A 21,307-nucleotide genomic window follows, 5' to 3' on the forward strand; every position below is an offset into this window, starting at 1 on the left:
TGAATTGCGACACATGGCATTTTCTCCAGTCGGTGGGCGCCTCGCATCGCAAGGCTTAATTTTCCGCGGAAATTCAATGAAAGTTCACGTAAACCGATCCGGGCCTCCCGTTTTCCGCGGAGACACGCAGCGGCACGGGCGAAATCTTGGGCGTGGCGCATCCCACGTTTCTCCGGATTCTTGATTATTATCCCGGCGCAGCTTGACTGACGGGTAGTTACACGCGTGTAATTAGTAATCAAACGCCGCTGCACAGATATCCGGAACGTCGCCGGGAATCGGAAACACATCCAAGCAGCAGCTGCAAAATCAGGAGGGACGCCATGGGGCAAGCGTTGCGTATCCAGGAAGATGCAGTCGTCGCAGAACATGCGTCGGTGAAATACCGTTCGCGGGAAGTACCGGGAGATTGGTACGTCGACCCAGCGGATCCGGAAGCGGCAGACCGCTACAACCAGAATGTGCAGGACTCTTTGGAGGATCAGGCAACTGCCCTCCTGGCTGCACATGAGGCGCTGATCGGCGATCTGCCTGCAGGGCCGGAAGAAGACTTGGACGACCCTCCCATGGAGGTGCGTCGTCCGCTGGAAACACCGGGGCAGCCCGTATGGATCGGCCTTCCGGGCCAAGGCGACTTCGATGACGAAGGTGAACTTGGTTGGCAGACTGATGCACTGTGTGCTCAAACCGATCCGGAAGCTTTCTTCCCGGAAAAGGGTGGTTCCACCAGGGACGCCAAGAAAGTCTGCGGGGCGTGCAACGTCCGTTCGCAGTGCTTGGAGTATGCCCTCGCCAATGATGAGCGGTTCGGTATTTGGGGCGGGCTCTCTGAGCGGGAGCGTCGTCGGCTTAGGAAGCGAGCGGTCTAATTCTCAAGGAAGTTCACGTTACCGCCGTTGTGGTCTCCCACAACGGCGGCGACTATCTCCCCAGGACACTGGCGGCACTGTCGGACCAAACACGTCCGGCAGATGCCGCCATTGGCATTGATACAGGTTCCACGGACAATTCGCTGGACATGCTTCGCGAAGCTTTCGGCCAGGGCAATGTCACCACCTTCCAGCAGGCGAAATCCGGTTTTGGCGCAGCAGTTCAGGCAGGCCTTCACGAGCTGGCGCAGGACAAGGACGCCACCGGCGATGGCCACCGAAACCGCGCCGGCTCTGTTGACTGGATCTGGCTCCTTCACGACGACGCCGCCCCGGCACCCGACGCCTTGGCGGAACTTCTGCACGCCGTGGAACGGGCCCCTTCGGTAACGGTGGCCGGTTGCAAGCAGCTCGGTTGGGACAATGAGCGGCACCTGGTGGACGTAGGACTCTCCACGAGCCGCTGGGCCGAGCGCCTGACCCTGATCGATGCCGACGAAGTAGACCAGGGCCAATACGACGCCCGCACGGACACCTTCGCCGTGAATTCTGCCGGGATGTTGATCCGCCGCGATGTCTGGGAGCTGCTGCAGGGCTTTGATCCTGCGCTGCCCGGCAGCGGCGACGACGTGGACTTCTGCTGGCGGAACTGGCTGGCCGGCAACCGCGTGGTGGTGGTTCCGAGCGCCAGGATGTTCCACGTAGAGCACCGGCCCCATGGTTTGGGCACCTCCTCAGCCGCCCGCAAAGCCCAGGTTCATCTGCGGCTCAAGCACACTCCCTGGTGGAAGGTCCCGTTCCAGGCCGTGGGAGCCCTGTTCGGCGCCATCGTTCGACTCATGCTGAGCATTCTGGTCAAGGAGCCGGGATACGGCTTCTCGCAGTTCACAGCAACCGTTGCCGCTTTGGTTCGGCCGGTCGCCATTGCCCGGGGCCGCCGAGTTGCCGCAAGGACGCGCCGTGTCCACCGTTCGGTGGTCCGCGGCCTGCAAACATCAACCCGTGAAGTCCGTTCCAACAGGCGGTCTTTGCTGGAGGCGATCCGCCCCAGTGACGACTCGGCCGCAGTTTCGGACCTTCTGGCACCTGAACCCAGCGGAGATGCCGCGGACGACTTCGCATCGTTGGCAACCAACGAACGCGGTTGGGTGGGAACAGGCGCCGTCGCGGCGGCCCTGCTGGCCCTTGCCGCTGCGTTTGTTGGACTGCTTGGGCTGCTCCGCTCCGGCGTCGTGGCCGGTGGCGGCCTCATCCCGCTCTCTGCAACGCCTGGAGACATCTGGGCCAATGCCTCCACGTGGTGGATTTCCCTCGGCGCGGGATTGCCCGGGCACGGGGATCCCTTCGGATACGTGCTGTGGCTGCTGTCCGTTTTTGGCGGGGGAAACGGCAACTCGGCCATGGCTTGGCTGCTGATCCTTGCCATGCCGCTGTCCGCTGTTGGCGCATGGTTCGCAGCGGGCGCTTTGACCACCAAGCGTCGTTTCCGGACTGTTGCTGCCTTGGCGTGGTCTGCCGCCCCCGCTCTGCTGGTCGCGATTAATGAGGGCCGCGCGGGCGCCTTGGTTGCCCATGTGATGATGCCGCTGTTGCTGCTGTCACTGTTGCGCGCCTCCGGATCTGCGATCGGCCACGTGCATTCACACCCCGTCTCCTCACTGAGCAGGCGGCCTGCTCCGATTCTCGGGAAACCGGGCATTAACGGAACGCCGTCCTGGACCGCTGCCGCGGCCGGAGGGCTGGTCATGGCCATTGTGACTGCCTCGGCACCGTCGCTTTTGGGGCCGATTGTTGTTGCGGTGATCCTTGCGGCCGTCATCCTGGGGCAGCGCGGCAAGACGCTGTGGTGGTCACTCCTGCCCACAGTCGCCTTGTTCGTGCCTTACGGAATTTCCGTGCTGGACAGGCCCCGCGCCCTGCTGGCTGATCCCGGACTGCCATTGACCTTCGAAGCCGCCCCGTTCTGGCAGCAACTACTCGGGCAGCCCTTGGCATTCGACCTCGACGGCGGCCTGACCGGTTTGTCGTTCTTTGGTCCTGGCGCCGTACCCTGGGCTTTGTTGCTGGCGCTGTTGGTCAGTGCGCCGGTCCTGATTCTGGCAGTGACGGCACTGTTCCTGCCCGGCAAGCGGACGGCCCTGGCAAGGGTGTTCTGGGTGGCCGCACTTGCCACGTTGGCGAGTGGCTGGTTGGTGGGGCATGTAGCCACCGGTGTCAACAACAACGTCATCGTTGGCCCTTTCACCGGCCCCGCGGTGTCGGCGGCCGGCATGTTGCTGCTCGGTGCCGCGGTCATTGGCGCAGACAAGCTCTTCTCCGCACCGCGCCGTATGACCGATTCCAGTGGCCCAAAACTGCCCATGCGGCGCGTGGCTTCCGGACTGGTCCTGACGCTCCTCGTGGCTGGGCCCCTTGCGGGTATGGGCGCTTGGGCAGGTCAGAACGTCCTTCAGCCTTCGCCCGCGCCCGGGGCATCGACCTCACCCAACGCGGCCGAACCGACGTCGTCCCTTGGGGCTGAACGCCAGGTATGGCCGGTGGACTCCGGCACCTTGCCGGCCACCGCCGTCGATCGCGGGCAGGGCCCGGAACGTACCCGCACGCTGGTCATTACCAGCGGCGAGCAGGGAGCGTTTACTTCCTCGTTGATGCGCGGCGCCGGCACCACCCTGGACAGCCTGTCCACCATCGCATCGGCCCGCACCATCATCGGTGCACCGGGTCGCGAAGAAATTGTGGAGGACGACGCCGCCACAGCCTCGCTTCGACGCGCAGTGGCCACCATTGTGGCCAGCAGTGGAGTGGACCCCCGCGCAGACCTGGAACAGCTGGGGGCCGGATTCGTGGTCCTGAAGGCTGCGGATAACGCAGCCCAGTTGACGGCGAGCAGGATCGACGCCGTCCCGGGCCTGGTTGCCGTTGGGCAGACCGACGCCGGATGGCTGTGGCGTGTCTCGCCACGGAACCAGCCTGCCGCTACAGCTGCTGAAGCCGCGCACCGCGTCAGGATCATTGATGCCGAGGGCAAGACGATGGCCAACCTGCCGGCAGGGGAAGTGTCCGTGGACGCTACCGTCCCTGCGGGTGGCGAGGGCCGCAAGCTAGTTCTTGCCGAACGGTCGGATCCCGGCTGGACGGCCTCGATGGATGGAAAGCAACTCAAGGCTGCCACGTCCGGATGGTCGCAGGCCTTTGAGCTCCCGGCCAACGGCGGCGAGCTGGAGATCCGTTATACCAACCCCTGGGCTTTGTGGTTCGGCATTTTGCAGGCCGTGGTGATCGGGCTGACGCTCCTGTTGGCCATACCGATGCCCGCGCGGCGCACCCGAACCGGCATGTCGAGGGATGAAGTCTCCCTCCGTAAGGAGTACAGCAGTGTCTGAGGACCAGAAGCAGCCTGTCGACGAAAAACCGTCGCGCAGTTCCAGCAAGGGCTCGCGAAGTTCCAACCGGGGCGTCGTCACTGGTGTCCTCTCCGCAGTGGTCATCCTGGCCGCCGGTGGTGGTGCTGTTGCGGCGACGTCGATGATGCCCGAACCATCCGGCGGGACCACCATGGACATCCGGCAAGCCGATGTTCCGGCAGGCCGCGCACTGGGGGTGTGCCCGGAACCCGCGAGGCTGGTCAATGGAACGGTGGTGGGAACGGATGCAGACTTCAGTCCTGTCTCCACTACCGCCGTCAGCGCCCTCAACGCAGTGGTGCTGAGCAATCCGGCCGGTACGGTCCCTGGAAGCAAGGTGACGTCGCTGGAAGGTGACGCAGTTGCTGAGATCGCCAAAGCGCCGGCCAGTACTCCCACGCCAACGGCCGGACCTCCGGTGTTGTCTGCCGGTGTGGCCTCGATTTCCCCGGTGACGGCTCCGGCCGTAGTGGGAGCGGATCCCTTGGGGAATGAGCAGGCCTCCCTCGCTGCCAATCTCAGCTACGCCGCCACCGATGGAGATCTTCGCGGCCTGGCGTCAGCCCAATGCCAATCACCGGGAAACGACGCCTGGCTGCTGGGGGCCAACACGGCAGTGGGCCGTACGGCAGTCCTTAACCTGAGCAACGCTTCGGAGACTCCGGCCACGGTGAACCTGGACCTGTTTGGGGAGAAGGGCCAGATCCAGGCGCCGGGGGCACGCGGACTCCTGGTACCTCCCGGAACCACCCGCTCGGTGAACCTCGCAGGCCTGGCTCCCAGCGAAGGTGAACTGGCCGTCCACGTTCGCAGCACGGGTGGTCCGGTGGCTGCGACCATTCAGCAAAGCGTCTTGCGCGGACTCGCTCCCGGCGGCGTCGAATACCTTTCGCCGGGCTCAGGGGCCTCGAGCCTGCAGGTCATGTCCGGCGTCGATATCCAGGACCCGGCGGCCACGAAGGCGCTCGCCACCAAGCCCGGTTTCGCCGACGCAGCACCCGCCCTGCAGATCGCCGTTCCCGGCTCCACCGATGCCGTAGTGCAGGTCAGCCTGTACGGGGCCAACGGCGAACGCAAGATTCCCAGCGGCGGAGTGGTGACTGTCAAGGGCGGATCAGTAGCCACCGTGAACCTGGAAGGCATCCCTGCCGGCACCTACACCGTCAGGGCCAGCTCGGACGTTGCCTTCGTGGCCTCGGCCCGGGTCACGCGGGGAGCCAAAGCGGAGGAAGCCACTGACTTCGCGTGGTCTCCGTCCTCGGCCCGTCTCGGCAGCCAGCACCTCGTGGCGGTACCACGCAATGGGCAGCGGTACCTGAGTTTCGGTGTCCCCGAGGGGAGGGGCACGGTCACCTATGCCCCCGTCACCACAGACGGCGCAGTGGGCAAATCCGTTGACGTTGACATGTCCGGCGGCACCACCTCGTTGATCGAACTTCCCTCAAAGTCCGGCGATTCGGTGGTAGCGGGGTATGTAGTGTCAGCCTCCGGTGACCCCATCTATGGCGCACTGGTCCTTGGCACGCAAGGCCGTCCGGACATCTCGGTAGTAGCCATCCAGGACGCAGCCGCGGGACTCGAGAAGGTCCCTGTCTCCGTGGGCTACTAGGGGGCGTTACTGATACCGGCGGCGGTATACGGGATCCAGCGTCTCCGGGGGCACGCCCAGCATTTCAGCGGTGTACTCCACCACGACGTCATGCACCAGGTCCTGCAGTTCCTCGCGGGTGGTGCAGCCTTGTTCCACTACCCTGCGGTACACGGTGATCATGGGGGCCTCGCCACGACCACCAGGCGTATAAGAGCCGAGGGGAGCGGTGCTTCCCATGGCAACAAGTTGTTCCAGATTGGGCGGGATCTCATCGACGGCAAAAAGGACGCCGTCAAGCTGCTTACCCCACATGTCCTGAAGCCGCTCTGCGGAGTCCAGCACCATGTCATCGAAGCGCTCTGCGCGGGTGCGGAAGCCGGGAAGGCTGGGGAGCATCAGCTCTCCACGCAGTCCCCGCCCATGCCGGTTGCGCCGGCGCCGCCGGAAACCGCGCACACCCGAACCGGCGGGTTGCTCTGCCTGATCGCCATCGGCGTCAGTCCACCGGATGGTGAATCCGGGAACATGTGGCTGTGACTGCATATATCGACTTTAGTCCCGAGGAACCGCCAGCGCGACATCATGGCCTGCAGCGCGCCGGAGTTGCTGATGAGCCGTCGGGTTCAGGGAGCCACGGGCAGCCAATGCGCAACTCTGTCGCCAGTTGGCGCTAATCTGGGATGTTGTGGGTGCTATTCGTCAATGTTCAAGATCAGCCTGCCGCCAGTCGGCGGTGGCCACTTTGACGTACGTGTACGCCGAGTCGACCGCCGTCCTTGGTCCCCTGGCTACGTATGCCGAACCGCACGCCTATGATCTTTGCTCACAACACGCAGAGAGCCTGACGGTCCCGCGTGGCTGGGAAGTCCTGCGCCTGGCGATGCCTGCCACACCGCCTGAACCTGGGCCCGACGACCTCCTGGCCCTTGCCAATGCCGTCCGCGAGGCAGCCTCAGCGGCTCCCGAAAATCCTGCCCGGCACAGCCACGGGCAGATGGAGCCGCCTGCAGCGATCGAGGGAACCCGACGCGGCCACCTGCGTATCCTCCGCGAACCCTCCTGACCCGGTTCGCTGTGGTGTCCTGTTTCTGCGTCAGACGCAATTCGTCGCCCTGCTCCAAACAGGCTGATCCTGCGCGGTAGTCTGGAATCTGCCGATAACATCCGCCACCTGCGCCACGACGGCGCCACCCAGGGAGCATCATTCATGCCAAAGGTCAGTCCTGAACTGTTGTCCATCCTGCGCTGCCCCGTGACGGGTTCACCGCTGGTCCAGGAGGGTGAGGAGTTGGTTTCCACCGCTGGAAACTCCACCGGGGAAAAGCTCCGCTACGCAATTGAGGACGGCATCCCGCTGCTCTTGCCGCCCGAGCTCCTCGCCGCGGCCCATGCAGCCACCTCCGGCCAGCACGATTCCAAGGCCTAACCCACACTTCTTCACTCAATCCGCACGGTACCCCTAAGGACTTCCATGACTTTCGACTTCAAAGTGGCTGACATCACCCTTGCGGAGGCTGGCCGCCACCAGATCCGCCTTGCCGAGCACGAGATGCCGGGCCTGATGTCCCTCCGCGCCGAATTCGGTGCTTCGCAGCCGCTCAAGGGCGCCCGGATCGCCGGCTCGCTGCACATGACCGTCCAGACGGCGGTCCTCATCGAGACCCTCACGGCCCTCGGCGCTGAGGTTCGGTGGGCTTCCTGCAACATCTTCTCCACCCAGGACGAAGCCGCTGCCGCCGTCGTGGTCGGTAAGGGTACCCCGGAAGATCCGCAGGGTGTTCCGGTCTTCGCCTGGAAGGGCGAGACGCTGGAGGAGTACTGGTGGACTGCGGAGCAGATCCTCACCTGGCCCGGCGCCGACACCAACCCCGAGTTGGGCCCCAACATGATTCTCGACGACGGCGGCGACGCCACGCTGCTGCTGCACAAGGGCGTGGATTTCGAGGCCGCCGGCGCCGTTCCCACCGCCACTGAGGAGGACCCGGAAGAATACGTCCTCATCCTGGACCTCCTCCGCAGGACCCTGGCAGCTGATCCGCAGAAGTGGACCCGCCTGGCTGCCCGCATCGAGGGTGTCACGGAAGAAACCACCACCGGTGTCCACCGCCTGTACCAGCTCGCCGAGCAGGGCAAGCTGTTGTTCCCGGCCATCAACGTCAACGACTCTGTCACCAAGAGCAAGTTCGACAACAAGTACGGCATCCGTCACTCCCTTCCCGATGGCATCAACCGTGCTACCGACGTCCTCATGGGCGGCAAAGTAGCTGTCGTCTGTGGTTATGGCGACGTCGGCAAGGGCGCTGCAGAGGCCCTGCGTGGCCAGGGCTCCCGCGTCATCGTCACCGAAATCGATCCCATTTGCGCCTTGCAGGCCGCCATGGACGGCTACCAGGTTGCCAAGCTGGAGACGGTTCTGGCCCAAGGTGACATCTTCATCACCACCACTGGCAACAAGGACGTCATCATGGCCGAGCACATGCTGGGCATGAAGAACAAGGCGATCGTTGGCAACATCGGCCACTTTGACAATGAGATCGACATCGCCGGGCTGGCGAAGATCCCTGGTGTCAAAAAAGTGGAGATCAAGCCCCAGGTCCACGAATGGGTGTTTGAAGAGGGAACGGATTCCGAGCGGTCCATCATCGTGCTGTCCGAGGGCCGCCTCCTCAACCTGGGCAACGCCACGGGACACCCGTCCTTCGTGATGAGCAACTCCTTCGCCAACCAGACCATCGCGCAGATTGAGCTGTGGACCAAGAAGGACCAGCCCGCCGGCGAACGCGAGTATGGGAAGCAGGTTTACGTGCTTCCGAAGATCCTGGACGAGAAGGTAGCGCGGCTCCACCTGGACGCCTTGGGTGTAGAGCTGACCGAACTCAGCAAGGACCAGGCCGATTACCTGGACCTGGACGTTGCCGGTCCGTACAAGCCGGAGCACTACCGCTACTAAAGCGGGCCGACAGTACCCAAATCGATGGCGAAAGGCCGGACACGCGAGCAGCGTGGCCGGCCTTTCGGCTAGAATTGGGTGTTCAGTATTGCTTGCCGGGGGACAGGAAGACGGAAAACATGACGGAAGTCGCCAAACGGAAGAAGGGCAAGATCCTTGCCATCGCAGGGATCTGCGCCGCTATTGCCGTGGGCGGAATCGGCGTCGCTACTGTGCCTGGACTTCTGGCCGGCTCTCCGCAGGATGGCGGCGCTGCCGCAACTCCTGCGCCCACGGTGGAAGCAAAGCCCGTGGAGTTGGGCATTACCCCGCTGGACGGTGCCATCGAGTGGAATCCCGTGGTGGGCCCGCAGATCAAAGCAGTCAACGGCAAGGTCAAAGACGTCGTCCTGGCTCCGGTAGCCGGGGGCACACCTGTCCAGGGCAAGACCAGCCCGGATGGAAGCACGTGGACTACCTCGGAAGTACTGAAGTTTAAAACCCAGTACAACTATTCCTTCACCGTGGTTGATACTGCCGGGAAGGAAACCAAGAAGACCCAAACCTTCACCACCGTTTCCGCGGCGTACGAGGCCGATGCTTCCATCTACCCCCGCAACGGAACCACGGCCGGGTCCGGCCAGCCCATCGAGATTAACTTCAGCGAGCCCGTGGTGGACAAAGCAGCCATGGAGAAGCGGGTGGCCATCACGGTGTCCTCCGGCCAGCCGGTGGCTTGGCACTGGTATTCGGACACGAAGGTCCGGATCCGCCCCGAAGCTTTCTGGGCTTCAGGAACCACCGTCACAGTGGACATGAAACTCCTGGGCGTCGACTTTGGCAACAAGATGATCGGCAACGCAGACGTGGTGTCCACGTTCACTACCGGACCCCAGCGTGTGGCCGTAGTGGATGACAACACCAAGACCATGAACGTGTACTCGGACGGGCAGTTGGTACACACCGCGCCTGTGTCGCTCGGCGGCGAAGACTGGCTGTCTCCCACCGGCTACGCCGTGATCATGGAGCAGGAACGCCACTCCAACTTCAACGCGGGGACCATTGGCCTGAAGCCGGGTGACAAGGGCTACTACCCGCCGCTGGTGGTGGAGTACGCCAACCGGCTGACCTGGTCCGGCGTTTACGTCCATCAGGCCCTTGAAGCGGCCTGGAGCTCCATCGGGGTTGCCAACGTTTCGCACGGTTGCGTGGGACTGCTGCCCGCAGATGCTGCCTGGTTCTTCAACAACATGAAGACCGGCGACGTCGTGCAGATCCTCAACACCGGAGCCCCCGCAGTAGAGCCTCTGGAGGGCTTCGGGGACTGGAATATCCCGTGGGCGAGCTACGCCCAGCGCTAGCCCAACGGTTATCATGATGGCAGTGATTATTACCTGCGCTCTTTGACCCATCTGTCCTGTGCTGACCACGTGTTGGCCCTTCACTTTGTGCTGCCCTCCTCGGTGATTCCGGGTGTCCCTGAAGGGAACCCGCCAGCGGGTTCCCCGGATTTTCCCACCGGACCCTCTTTCATCACCTGGAGCACACATGACTCTTCAACCAACCCTTCGCCCGGACTGCGGCAACTGTTTTGCGCTTTGCTGTACAGCCCTGGGATTCGCCCGCTCGGCTGACTTTGCCATCGACAAACCAGCGGCGACGCCTTGCCCGAACATGTCCGACGATTTTTCCTGTGCCATCCATCAACGTCTCCGGCCGCGCGGATTCGGTGGCTGCACCGTTTTCGATTGCTTCGGTGCAGGCCAAGTGGTCTCCCAGCTCACCTTTGGCGGAACCAGCTGGAGGGACAATCCCTCGTCCACGTCCTCGATGTTCGCTGTGTTCAAGGTGGTGAGGCAACTCCACGAAATGCTCTGGTACCTGGCCGAAGCCCAGCAACGGACCTTCGACCCCCACCTCGCCTCAACGGCCAGCCATCTGTCCGGGTGCATAGCAACCACCGCCCAAGGCGACGCAACAGCTATCCTGGCCACCGACGTCGAAACGCTGCATGGTGAAGTGCGGGCCCTCCTGATGGAGGTCAGCGAGGGACTACGGGCTTCCTACAGAGCCGAGGACACGCAAACGCACGACGACGGTACTCACCGGAACGGTGAACACAGCGGCGCCGACCTGATGGGCGCGAACCTGGCCAACCAACGCCTCTGCGGTTCCAACTTCCGCAGTGCCTACCTGATAGGAGCAAACCTCAGGAACAGCGACCTCACCGCAGCAGACCTCCTGGGAGCCGACCTCCGAGGAGTCCATCTCCACGGCGCCGATCTCTCCAGGGCGCTCTACCTGACGCAACCGCAGATCACCGCCGCCGAAGGCGACCCCACCACCCTCCTGCCACAAAGACTCGCAAAACCGGATCACTGGTGATTTGGCTGATGCGGCGGTAATCGGCTGGTGGGCGGTATCCGGCAGCGTGCGTCTAAGCGAGGAACGAGCGAGCACGCCGAGGATGCCGGCCACCGGCCGAGGTCAACTGGGGCACCAACACTAAACGTCAGTGAACGGCAGCTTTTGTAGTCGCTCGCCTACGGTCGCGTTCCGCTTCTCCGCCTGGCGCAGTCGCACAAGTTCGCGGTTGCGTCGTTCCCCGAGGACGGCGCCGATGTAGTCCTCGGCGATGGTCCCGGAGGGCGGGAGAGGGGCCACGTATTTGGCCAGTTCGGAGGCGATGGCCGTGGCCATGGCGACCCGGGATTCCGGGGACATGAGGTAGGCCTGCTGCACGAAGGTACCGGCCCTTCGTGCAGTGGCGTCCGGGACCCTGCCGATGTCCGCCATGGCGGCCCAGGCTTGGAGGTAGTGCGGTGCTACGGGCATGATGCGCGGTTTTGAGGGAACCCGCTGGCGGAGCGAGTAGGTGCCGGCCACGATGTCGCCGAGGCGCTTGGATTTGTCGTTGAACAGTGCCACCCCGATCGCGAGGCCGCCAAAGGTCAGATAGATCTCAAGGACGCCAAGCAGCCCCCGGATGACGGCGTGCCGGAAGCGGATGGAACCGCCGTCGTCGCGCACTATGCGAAGTCCTGTTGCGAGCTTCCCCAGGGATCGTCCACGGGTGAGGGTTTCCACGGCGACGGGCACAATGACGATGGAAAACACGACGCTGCTGAGGATCAGTGCGCGGATTGCGGCGTCGTCGAGGTCCTCCGATGCCATGCTGATGAGGATGATCAGCAGTATCGCGAGGGCTACCTGCGAGATGACGTCGAGGATGAGTCCCAGCGCGCGGGCAGCAAAGGATGCCGGTCGCAGCTCGAGGACTACTGCCTCGCCTGTGATGATTGAACTCATGCCAGCCCCCATGCCTCGCAAACGCTGCGGGCGCTTGGCGTGCCCGCATCACCGAGTCTAGCGGCGGGACCCACCCCGTGCGTGGACTGAGGCGCTAGGGTGGTGCCGTGGACATCGACGCCTTCTCGGCCGTACATGGGGACAAATGGTCCAGGCTTCATTTTCTTGCGCATAAGCGCCGTCTCACTGGAGCCGAAGCCGATGAGTTGTTGCGGCTCTATCAGACGGTGTCAGGGCATTTGTCCCTGATCCGCTCGGTGGCTCCGGAGACAGCGTTGTCCGCCACGCTGTCCGCAGGGCTGGCACAGGCCCGGACCCGGTTCACGGGGGCGCGCTCGAATTTCATGGAGGACCTGGCCCGGTTCTTCGTTATCTCCTTGCCCGCGGCGTTCTACCGGATCCGCTGGTTGACCCTGTGGTGCGGACTGGCTTTCGTGGTGGTGGCAGGGGCGTACGCCCTGTGGATTGGAACGTCGGCGGAGGCGCTGAGGGCGGTGGGCAGTGATGCCAGGATCCAGCAGTATGTGGACGAAGACTTCATCGACTACTACTCGGAGAACCCGGCTGCCTCATTTGCCGGCGCCGTGTGGACCAACAACGCCTGGATTTCTGCCCAGGCCGTGGCGTTCGGAGTCACCGGATTCTGGGTGCCGTACATCCTGTTCATGAATGCCCAAGGCCTGGGCATCGCCGCGGGACTCTTCCTGGCGACGGGGAAGATGGATGTCTTCTTCAGCTACATCCTTCCGCATGGACTGATGGAACTGACTGCAGTGTTCATCGCCTGTGCAGCGGGCCTTAAGATCTTCTGGGCCATGGTGCGGCCGGGGCCCCGTACACGGCTGCAGGCTGTGGCTGACGAGGGGCGTTCCCTGATCACGATTGCGCTGGGGTTGGTGCTGGTCCTGCTCGTTTCCGGAATGGTGGAGGGATTCGTGACGCCCAGCCCACTGCCCGTGTGGGCGAAGATCACTATCGGTGCCCTGGTTCTGGCCGGGTATTGGGTCTACACGTTGGTGCTCGGTGGCAGGGCCGCACGGACCGGTGTTACCGGGGACCTGGACGCGAACGACGCCGGATATCGCAGCATCGCTGCGTAGACCTTACAGTTACGTTTCGATCTGGGCGCAGCCGGGGTGGCACAGCGTGTCGGCGGAAGGCCGGGCGGTAGGCTCGAATGCAGACAAGAGAGCCGGCAGTACGCATTCGCCGGTGGATGCCTACGGAAGTGAAACCGCTGTGAGCAACAAGAGCCCAAAACCACAAGAACCGGACACGGACGTCCACGAGGACCCCAACGAACCGGCCTTCGACTGGATGAAGCCGAAGACCTCCGGTGGTGCCACTGCGGCGGCTCCCGCCACGGCGGCCACGCCCGCGCCCACGCCGGGTAAAGCGGGGCCGGCAGCTGCGACCACGCCTTCCACCACGGGGGCTGCTCCCACTACCGCGACGCCCGCCGGCGGGCAGCCTGAAAGCCGCGCCCACCGGAAAGCTGCAGAAGCGGCCGACGTCGAGCCGGAACCCCCGCTGTTCGCTGACACTCTTGCGGGCAACTCCGCTGAGAAGCAGGAGTCGCCCTATTCGGAACCTTTGCCGACGTCGGCCCTTCAGGTCCGACCGCCGGAAGACGAAGTGGCCCGACGCAACGCGGAACGTGAGCAAGCCGCAAAGGTGAAGCCAATCGGACCGCGGGTTTTCCAAGTCCTGTTGGCCGTCTTCTACCCGGTGATCCTCCTGGTGCTCGCCGTTCGGGCGGTCACCAGCCCCTTGTTCCTGTGGGTGGAGTACAACCGGCCGGGTTTCCCGGGCGACGGCTATGGTTTCAGCACTGATGACCGTATGACCTACGGCTCGTACGCCGTGGACTACCTCAGCAACTGGGCAGGTCCCCGCTACCTGGGTGGCTTGGTCCACCAGGACGGTGCCAAGCTCTTCAAGGACAGCGAAGTGGCGCACATGGCTGACGTCAAGCTGGTCATCCTGTCGTCCTTCGGTGCAGGCTTGCTCCTCATCATCCTCAGCATCATCGCCATCCTGTACCTGCGGAAGCGCAGCAACGGCGGAATCCGTCGAGGACTCTTTGCCGGATCCATCGTCACACTGGTCATCATCATTGGCCTCGCTGTCCTGGCGGCATTGAGCTGGCAGCAGTTCTTCACCGAGTTCCACCGGATCTTCTTCGCCAATGGAACCTGGACGTTCTCGCTGGAAGACACCCTCATCCGGCTCTTCCCGGGACAGTTCTGGATAGACGCGGGCATCGTCATCGGCGCGCTGGTCTTCCTCGTGGCGACGGTGACGTTCATCTTCACGTGGCCCACCAAGCGGCGTCGGGGTGCTGACACAACGGTTGACCAAGCCGAGGTCTCGGACGATGACGCTGTTACAGATGAAGCGGACAACCTCAGCAGAGAATCAGCTGACGCCAAGCGCTAGCGGAGCCGGCTCCACGGCGTGCCCTGTGGGGGCGCCAGAACACGAACAAGCTGCTCAGGGCGATCTGTGCTGGCGATGACGGTCTTGCCGTTTTTCAACTCGATTTTGATCTCGGGACCGCCGACGAGGTACCCGACCATGCCGGGCCCCATGTATCGGAGCCCGTACCCGCTGGGACCGGCGGCGTTGTCCGTGGTCAACGTTGCGATTTCATCTCTGGGCAGTGTCCGTTTGAAGATGTCGCAGAAGGCGATCACGACGTTCTGCTGGTCAACCTTCGTGAGGGCAACGCTACGGGGGCAACATCGGCACCTAGGGAGATGGTGCCGAAATAGGTGGCGATGTGGGCCGAATTAGGTGCTGATTCGGTTGTACTAGGTGGTGATTCGATGCGGTCTAAGTGGTGGCGCTACTTTTCGTAGAGCTTCTCCACAGCGGCAGGGAAGTCGTTGAGCACAGCGGCCCGCTTCAGTTTTAGGGAAGGCGTCAGGTGCCCCGACTCGACACTGAGTTCGGCTGTGATGAATGCGAACTTCCGGATGGACTCGGCCGCGGAGACGAGCTTGTTGGCCTCATCCACTGCGGACTGAACGGCCGCTTGCACACGGGCGTCCCCGGCCGCTTCGGCAGGTGACAGATCACCGACCTTGTTCTCGGCGCACCAGTCGGCAAGTCCCTCAGGGTCCAGGCTCACCAGTGCGGCGACGAAGGGACGGCCGTCGCCCACCACCACGGCCTGGCCCACCAGAGGGTGCTCGCGGAGCTTCTCCTCCAAAGGTGCGGGGGCCACGTTCTTGCCACCGGCAGTGACCAGGAGGTCCTTCTTCCTGCCGGTGATGGTCAGGAAGCCATCGGCGTCGAGTTCGCCGAGGTCGCCGGTGCGGAAGAAGCCATCAACAAACGCAGCTTCGGTGGCCGCTTCATTGGCGTGGTAGCCCTTGAAGACGCCAATGCCCTTGACCAGCACCTCCCCGTCCTGGGCCACCCGGATGGTGGTGCCGGGAAGGGGGATTCCGACGGTACCGATACGGGTCATGCTGGGAGTGTTAACGGTGCAAGGCGCAGTGGTCTCGGTCAGCCCGTAGCCTTCCAGCACGGGAACGCCGGCACCATGGAAGAAATGGTTGTCCCGGAGGCTCAGGGGACTGGCACCGGAGACGGTGTAGCCCACGTTCCCGCCGAAAACCTCGCGCACCTTGGGATAGAGAAGCTTGTTGAACGCGGTGTGCTTCATGCCCAAAAGCCACCCCGGACCGGGTCCCTGCCCACGCGCGGCGAGGTCAACCGCCGTCGAATATTCCACAGCGGTTGCTGACGCTGCGGAGAAGAGCGCCGACTTTCCGCTCATGGCGGCTTTGTGGCCTGCGCCGGCGTACACCTTTTCAAAGATGCGCGGCACGGCGAGCAGGAAGGTGGGCTTAAAAGTACTGAGGTCTGCCATCAGCCCGTTGGCACCCGCGCTGTGACCGAGCGTGATGCCCGCGGTGAGGCACACCACCTGGACTGCCCTGGCGAGGACGTGCGCCAACGGCAGGAACATCAGCGTCCGGGCCCCCTGCTGCATCAGCAGCTCGGGGAGGAACGGGATGACATTCCGTGCCACCAGGACAAAGTTGCCGTGGGTGATTTCGCAGCCTTTGGGCTTGCCGGTGGTTCCGGACGTGTAGACGATTGACGCGATGTCGGCGAGATTCGCTGCGCTGCGCTGGCGCTCCAGCTCGGCGTCCATGATGCCGACCCCGACGGCGGAGACGCTGGTCAGGTTGGGGGCGTCGCCGTCGTGCTCCATCCGCATGATCGCCACGGGATCGTCCCCGAGTGCCGTGGACCGGTTCACCACGGCGTGGACGAGATCGGCTTTGGCCGTGTCCTCCACGAAGATGCGCCGGGCGCCTGAATCGGCCAGGATCCACTCGATCTGGCTCGGGGACGACGTCTCGTAAATGGGCACGGTCACGCCGCCGGCCATCCAGATGGCGAAGTCCACCAAGGTCCACTCGAAACTCGACCGGGAGAGGACCGCTACGGGGTCGCCGGGGTTGAGGCCTCCAGCGATCAGTCCTTTTGCGAGGGCAGTGACATCGGCAAGGAACCTGGCCGCGGATACATTCAGCCAACCGTTCGCCGTCTTGTGGGCGTACAGGATGCCGAACGGATCCTTGGCACAGCGTTCCAGGAGGAGGTCCGTCACATTGGTGTCAGGGTGGGCCTCGACCAGAAGCTCCGTGCTGGCTTCCCTCACTGCTTGCCTCCTAGATCCACGATGGCATCCACATTCTCATCCGCCACTCCTGGTAGCTGATGACCTCCGCGGTCAGGACCGGATAGAAGAACGCTGTTGCCAGGACCGCCAGTACCAGGACCAGGCCCACCACATAGAGCCCGGACCGTCGCCGCCAGGGAGGATCACTGCTTCGGCCGAGCACCAAGCCCAGGACGTAGGTCAGGCCCAGCACCAGGAACGGTTCGAAGGACACCGCGTAGAAGATGAACATGGTGCGTTCCGGATACATGAACCACGGAAGGTATCCGGCGGCGACTCCGGCGAGGATGGCACCTGCGCGCCAATCCCGTCTGCCGGCCCACCAGAACAACAGGATGACCAGCGCGATGGTTCCGCCCCACCACACCACCGGATTACCCACTGGCAGGATCGCCGAGGAACAGGTCTCCACCACGCAGCCAGGAGTGCCCTGCTTGGGTGTTTGGTAGTAGAACGAGGTAGGCCGGCCCATGAGGAGCCAGGTCCACGGGCTGGACTCATACGGGTGGTCCGAGCTGAGGCCTTGATGGAATTTGTACGCCTCAAGGTGGTAGTGCGCCAGGGACCGCACGGAATCAGGCAGCCAATCCCAACCCGCTGCGGGGTTGGTGGCGGCCCATTGGCGGTAGTAGGCGTCCTTGGACAGGAACCACCCCGTCCACGTTGCCGCATAGGTCAAGGCGGCCACCGGAATGATGGTGACGAAGGCCAGGAGGCCGTCCTTGAGGATGCCTGCGCTGAACCAGCTGCGGATGCCGGCAATGCGCCGGGCGTTCACGTCCCACAGGACCGTCATCAGGCCGAAGGCGGCCACGAAGAACAACGCGGACCACTTGGTTCCCACAGCCAAGCCAAGGCAGATCCCTGCAACCAGGCGCCACCATCGCATTCCAAGCCAGGGGCCGGCCACCAGTTGGGTGGGGGATGGGCGGCCCCGCGGCGAAGCAGCCGCTTGCGCGGCGAGGCGGGAAGCCAGACGACGGCGGCCGTCGTCGCGGTCCATCAGCAGGGCGCCGAAGGCGGCGAGGATCCAGAACGCCAGGAAGACGTCCAGCAAAGCCGTCCGGGAGAGCACCAGGTGGTGGCCGTCAATGGCGAGCAGGAGTCCGGCAACGGCGCCAAGGGTGTGCGAACGGAAGAGCTTCAGGGCGATGAGGGAGACGAGGAAAACGGTCAGGGTCCCCGTCAGCGCTGCACCGAAACGCCAACCGAAAGGATTGTCACCGCCGAACAGCCACATGCCAAAGGTGATCATCCACTTGCCCACCGGCGGATGGACAACATACTCCGGGGTGTTGAGCAGGACGTTCGGGTTGCCGGCGTTGAAGGAGTCATTGGCGTTGGCGGGCCAGCTGCGCTCATAGCCGCTTAGCAAATAGGAATAGGCGTCCTTGACGTAATACGTCTCATCGAACACCAGGCTGTGCGGGGCATCCAGCCGGAAGAACCGGAGAATGCCGCCCAGCACGGCAGTGATGGTGGGGATCAGCCAGAACCACAGACGCAACGACGCCGGGTAGTCACGCCAGCTCTGGATCCCGCCGATCAGGCGCTCCCTGAGGGCCTGTGCTGTGTAAGCCTCGGTTGGCCGGGCGATCCACCGGTGGTGATCCAGCCCGCGGCCAGGAAGGGGCGTTGCCGCTGTGTCGTCCAATGCCGCGGTGCGCCGGGAACGCGTTGCGTCCCCGGTGGGCCGGGCAGATGCCTGCTCGCTGCCGTCTGCGGGAGCGGGGGCACCGGATCCGCCGGTTGCAGGGGACGCCACAGGAGTTCCGGAAGTGGTGGCAGGAACGGGCGACTGGTTCACCCGCCCATGCTACCTTTCCATCCTTGCCACAGCGTTGAGGTGCGGTGTTGGAGGCACCGCGGCATTAGGCTTGACAGGTGGACGAACAGCGCAGCACCCCGGATGAGGCTCCCTTCAGCGACGACCTGGACGAGGCAGTTCCTGCTGCCGGCGCCGGCGCAACTCCGGGTGTAGGCAGGATTGTGCTGGCGGCCACCCCGATCGGAAACGTGGGCGACGCATCGTCCCGGTTGATTGAACTCCTGGCCACGGCGGACATCGTTGCCGCAGAAGACACCCGGCGCCTGCACCGGCTGGTGACGGCCCTGGGCGTCGAGGTCTCCGGACGGGTCATCAGCTACCACGAGCACAACGAGGTCGCCAAGACCGGCGAACTGCTGGACCATGTTCGCGCAGGAAAGACCATCCTCATGGTCAGCGACGCTGGAATGCCCGCCGTCTCGGATCCCGGGTTCCGTTTGGTGGAGGGCGCTGTTGCTGCGGGTCTGACCGTCACTGCCGTACCAGGCCCGTCTGCCGTGCTGACAGCCCTGGCACTCTCCGGGCTCCCCACCGACCGTTTTTGCTTTGAAGGATTCCTGCCACGTAAATCGGGGGAGCGGAACTCACGCCTCGCGGACCTCGCAGACGAGCGCCGCACCATGGTCTTCTTCGAGGCCCCGCACCGGCTCGAAGTGATGCTCCGGGCACTGCACGAGCGGTTTGGCGCCGAGCGCCGCGTAGCTGTATGCCGTGAGCTGACCAAGACGTACGAGGAAGTTATCCGCGGAACGCTGCGCGAACTGCTGGAGTGGGCAGAGAACAACGAAGTCCGCGGCGAAATCGCGGTGGTGGTGGGTGGTGCGCCTGAACAGGAGCCCGGCAAACCCGAGGACCACGTGGCAGCCGTGAACCAGCTCATGTCCCAAGGCATCCGACTGAAGGAGGCCGTGGCAGCAGTGGCTGACGATGCCCGCGTCAGCAAGCGGGAGCTGTACTCGGCGGTACTTGCGGCCCGCTGATCCGTGCTGTGCAGCTGCACAAATAGGCGCCTTCATGGCAGTGCGTGAAGGCGTAGACACTCCTTCTCGCGGGGCAGTACCGTGGCAGTAATTCACGCCACTTCCGGCAACGAACCCCCGTGGTGCAATTCTCCAAAGCACCCAAGACGAAGGAGTCGCCATGACTGTCACGGTTGAACGCGAAAGCGAACTGCTGGCTTCCGTCCCCACCGGCCTGCTGATCAACGGTCAGTGGCGCCCGGCTGGATCCGGAAAGACCTTTGATGTTGAGGACCCGGCCACCGGCAAGGTCCTGCTCAGCATCTCCGACGCCGGTGCTGAAGACGGTGCCGCTGCACTCGACGCCGCTGCTGCCGCCCAGGCTGACTGGGCACGCACCGCACCGCGCGAACGCGGCGAAATCCTGCGCCGTGCTTTCGAACTGGTCACCGAGCGTGCCGAAGACTTTGCACTGCTGATGACACTGGAAATGGGCAAGCCCCTGGCCGAAGCCCGCGGTGAAGTCACCTACGGCGCCGAATTCCTGCGCTGGTTCTCCGAGGAAGCGGTCCGCGTCTCCGGCCGCTACTCCGCAGCACCTGACGGCAAGAACCGCCTCCTCGTGCAGAAGAAGCCGGTGGGCCCCTGCCTGCTGATCACCCCGTGGAACTTCCCGCTGGCCATGGCCACCCGCAAGGTAGCCCCCGCCGTCGCCGCCGGCTGCACCATGGTGCTCAAGCCCGCCAACCTGACCCCGCTGACCAGCCTGCTGTTCGCACAGGTCATGCAGGAGGCCGGCCTCCCCGCAGGTGTCCTGAACGTCATCCAGACCTCCACCGCAGGTGCTGTCACCGGCCCGCTGATCAAGGATGACCGTCTGCGGAAGATCTCCTTCACCGGCTCCACCCCGGTGGGTCAGGCACTGATCCGCGAAGCCGCTGACAAGGTCCTGCGCACCTCCATGGAACTCGGTGGCAACGCTCCCTTCGTCGTTTTCGAAGACGCCGACCTGGACAAGGCCGTTGAAGGGGCCATTGCAGCCAAGATGCGCAACATGGGCGAAGCCTGCACCGCAGCAAACCGCTTCATTGTGCACGAGTCCATCGCCGACTCCTTCGCCGAGAAGTTCGCCGCCAAGATCGGGTCCCTCACCACCGCCCGCGGCACCGAGCCCGAATCCAAGGTGGGCCCGCTCATCGACGGCAAGGCCCGCGACGGCGTTCACGCCCTGGTGTCCGAAGCCGTAGCAGGAGGTGCCACAGCCGTCACCGGTGGTGCCGCCGTCGACGGTCCCGGCTACTTCTACCAGCCCACCGTGCTGAAGAACGTCGCAGCCGATGCCCGCATCCTCCAGGAAGAGATCTTCGGGCCGGTAGCGCCGATCATCACCTTCTCCACCGAAGACGACGCCGTCCGCCTGGCCAACAACACCGAATACGGCCTGGTTGCCTACGTCTTCACCAAGGACCTCAACCGTGGCCTGCGCATCAGCGAACGAATCGAGACCGGCATGCTCGGCCTCAACGCCGGCGTCATCTCCAACGCCGCCGCACCGTTCGGTGGCGTCAAGCAGTCCGGACTGGGCCGCGAAGGCGGTTCCGAAGGCATCGAAGAGTACCTGTACACCCAGTACGTAGGTATCGCGGACCCGTACGCCGACTAGGCTGCTCTTTCCACCAAAGAGCCCCGTCCGCCGCTCTCGCAACAAGAACGGCT

General features: G+C 64.0%; 17 protein-coding genes. 12 read left to right on the forward strand and 5 right to left on the reverse strand.

Features of this window, described 5'->3' with window-relative positions; translation table 11 throughout:
* The first annotated feature begins 323 nt into the window (after window positions 1–323).
* Genes CGK93_RS06900 through CGK93_RS06910 form a run of 3 tightly spaced genes read left to right on the forward strand, consistent with a single transcriptional unit; the run spans window position 324 to window position 5,882 of the window.
* A complete protein-coding gene (locus CGK93_RS06900) occupies window positions 324–869 on the forward strand; it encodes a WhiB family transcriptional regulator (protein ID WP_081733423.1) in 546 nt (181 codons plus the stop codon).
* Between the two features lie 29 nt (window positions 870–898).
* Window positions 899–4,252 carry a glycosyltransferase family 2 protein gene (locus CGK93_RS06905; RefSeq protein ID WP_198318376.1) on the forward strand — a complete coding sequence of 1,118 codons (3,354 nt, stop codon included), beginning with the start codon at window positions 899–901 and terminating at the stop codon, window positions 4,250–4,252.
* Window positions 4,245–5,882 carry a DUF5719 family protein gene (locus CGK93_RS06910; RefSeq protein ID WP_089594186.1) on the forward strand — a complete coding sequence of 546 codons (1,638 nt, stop codon included), beginning with the start codon at window positions 4,245–4,247 and terminating at the stop codon, window positions 5,880–5,882. Before CGK93_RS06905 ends, CGK93_RS06910 begins: the two co-directional genes overlap by 8 nt.
* Window positions 5,883–5,888: 6 nt before the next feature.
* Here CGK93_RS06910 and CGK93_RS06915 read toward each other — a convergent pair whose 3' ends face one another.
* Window positions 5,889–6,407, reverse strand: a complete 519-nt coding sequence (locus tag CGK93_RS06915; RefSeq protein WP_089594187.1) for a metallopeptidase family protein — start codon at window positions 6,405–6,407, stop codon at window positions 5,889–5,891.
* Between the two features lie 142 nt (window positions 6,408–6,549).
* On the opposite strand from CGK93_RS06915, the gene CGK93_RS06920 reads away from it, so the two are divergent.
* The 5 genes from CGK93_RS06920 to CGK93_RS06945 all read left to right on the forward strand — a co-directional run bounded on the left by CGK93_RS06920 (window position 6,550) and on the right by CGK93_RS06945 (window position 11,178).
* On the forward strand, window positions 6,550–6,927 hold the full coding sequence (locus CGK93_RS06920; RefSeq protein ID WP_198318377.1) for a DUF3499 domain-containing protein: 378 nt from the start codon (window positions 6,550–6,552) through the stop codon (window positions 6,925–6,927).
* A gap of 144 nt (window positions 6,928–7,071) precedes the next feature.
* The gene (locus CGK93_RS06925; protein WP_089594189.1) at window positions 7,072–7,290 is read left to right on the forward strand and encodes a Trm112 family protein; all 219 of its coding nucleotides are present in this window, start codon (window positions 7,072–7,074) and stop codon (window positions 7,288–7,290) included.
* 45 nt (window positions 7,291–7,335) lie between these two features.
* Complete coding sequence (ahcY, locus tag CGK93_RS06930; RefSeq protein WP_089594190.1) at window positions 7,336–8,814, forward strand: adenosylhomocysteinase; 1,479 nt, start codon at window positions 7,336–7,338, stop codon at window positions 8,812–8,814.
* Between the two features lie 119 nt (window positions 8,815–8,933).
* Window positions 8,934–10,154, forward strand: a complete 1,221-nt coding sequence (locus CGK93_RS06935; protein ID WP_089594191.1) for a L,D-transpeptidase — start codon at window positions 8,934–8,936, stop codon at window positions 10,152–10,154.
* 187 nt (window positions 10,155–10,341) lie between these two features.
* Window positions 10,342–11,178: a pentapeptide repeat-containing protein gene (locus CGK93_RS06945; protein ID WP_089594193.1), complete on the forward strand. Its 837-nt coding sequence runs from the start codon at window positions 10,342–10,344 to the stop codon at window positions 11,176–11,178.
* 120 nt (window positions 11,179–11,298) lie between these two features.
* Here CGK93_RS06945 and CGK93_RS06950 read toward each other — a convergent pair whose 3' ends face one another.
* Window positions 11,299–12,102: an RDD family protein gene (locus tag CGK93_RS06950; RefSeq protein ID WP_089594194.1), complete on the reverse strand. Its 804-nt coding sequence runs from the start codon at window positions 12,100–12,102 to the stop codon at window positions 11,299–11,301.
* Between the two features lie 107 nt (window positions 12,103–12,209).
* On the opposite strand from CGK93_RS06950, the gene CGK93_RS06955 reads away from it, so the two are divergent.
* Window positions 12,210–13,202 (forward strand): stage II sporulation protein M, encoded by a 993-nt coding sequence (locus CGK93_RS06955; RefSeq protein WP_089594195.1) that lies wholly within the window; start codon window positions 12,210–12,212, stop codon window positions 13,200–13,202.
* 139 nt (window positions 13,203–13,341) lie between these two features.
* Complete coding sequence (locus tag CGK93_RS06960) at window positions 13,342–14,541, forward strand: TIGR01906 family membrane protein (RefSeq protein WP_232481567.1); 1,200 nt, start codon at window positions 13,342–13,344, stop codon at window positions 14,539–14,541.
* Here CGK93_RS06960 and CGK93_RS06965 read toward each other — a convergent pair.
* From CGK93_RS06965 to CGK93_RS06975, 3 genes are all read right to left on the reverse strand, one after another.
* Entirely contained in the window at window positions 14,538–14,798 is a 261-nt protein-coding gene (locus CGK93_RS06965; protein ID WP_089594197.1) for a hypothetical protein, read from the reverse strand. The genes CGK93_RS06960 and CGK93_RS06965 overlap by 4 nt on opposite strands.
* 152 nt (window positions 14,799–14,950) lie before the next feature.
* Entirely contained in the window at window positions 14,951–16,783 is a 1,833-nt protein-coding gene (locus CGK93_RS06970) for an AMP-dependent synthetase/ligase (protein ID WP_089594198.1), read from the reverse strand.
* Between the two features lie 10 nt (window positions 16,784–16,793).
* Complete coding sequence (locus CGK93_RS06975) at window positions 16,794–18,458, reverse strand: dolichyl-phosphate-mannose--protein mannosyltransferase (RefSeq protein WP_442857040.1); 1,665 nt, start codon at window positions 18,456–18,458, stop codon at window positions 16,794–16,796.
* Window positions 18,459–18,736: 278 nt separating this feature from the next.
* Here CGK93_RS06975 and rsmI point away from each other — a divergent pair, with 278 nt between their 5' ends.
* Together rsmI and CGK93_RS06985 are read left to right on the forward strand one after the other, a co-directional pair.
* Window positions 18,737–19,612, forward strand: a complete 876-nt coding sequence (gene rsmI, locus CGK93_RS06980) for a 16S rRNA (cytidine(1402)-2'-O)-methyltransferase (protein WP_089597259.1) — start codon at window positions 18,737–18,739, stop codon at window positions 19,610–19,612.
* A gap of 160 nt (window positions 19,613–19,772) precedes the next feature.
* A complete protein-coding gene (locus CGK93_RS06985) occupies window positions 19,773–21,254 on the forward strand; it encodes an NAD-dependent succinate-semialdehyde dehydrogenase (protein ID WP_026542786.1) in 1,482 nt (493 codons plus the stop codon).
* The last annotated feature ends 53 nt before the right edge of the window (window positions 21,255–21,307 follow it).

Origin of the sequence: Arthrobacter sp. YN (genome assembly GCF_002224285.1) — a bacterium.
Classification (GTDB): Bacteria; Actinomycetota; Actinomycetes; order Actinomycetales; family Micrococcaceae; genus Arthrobacter.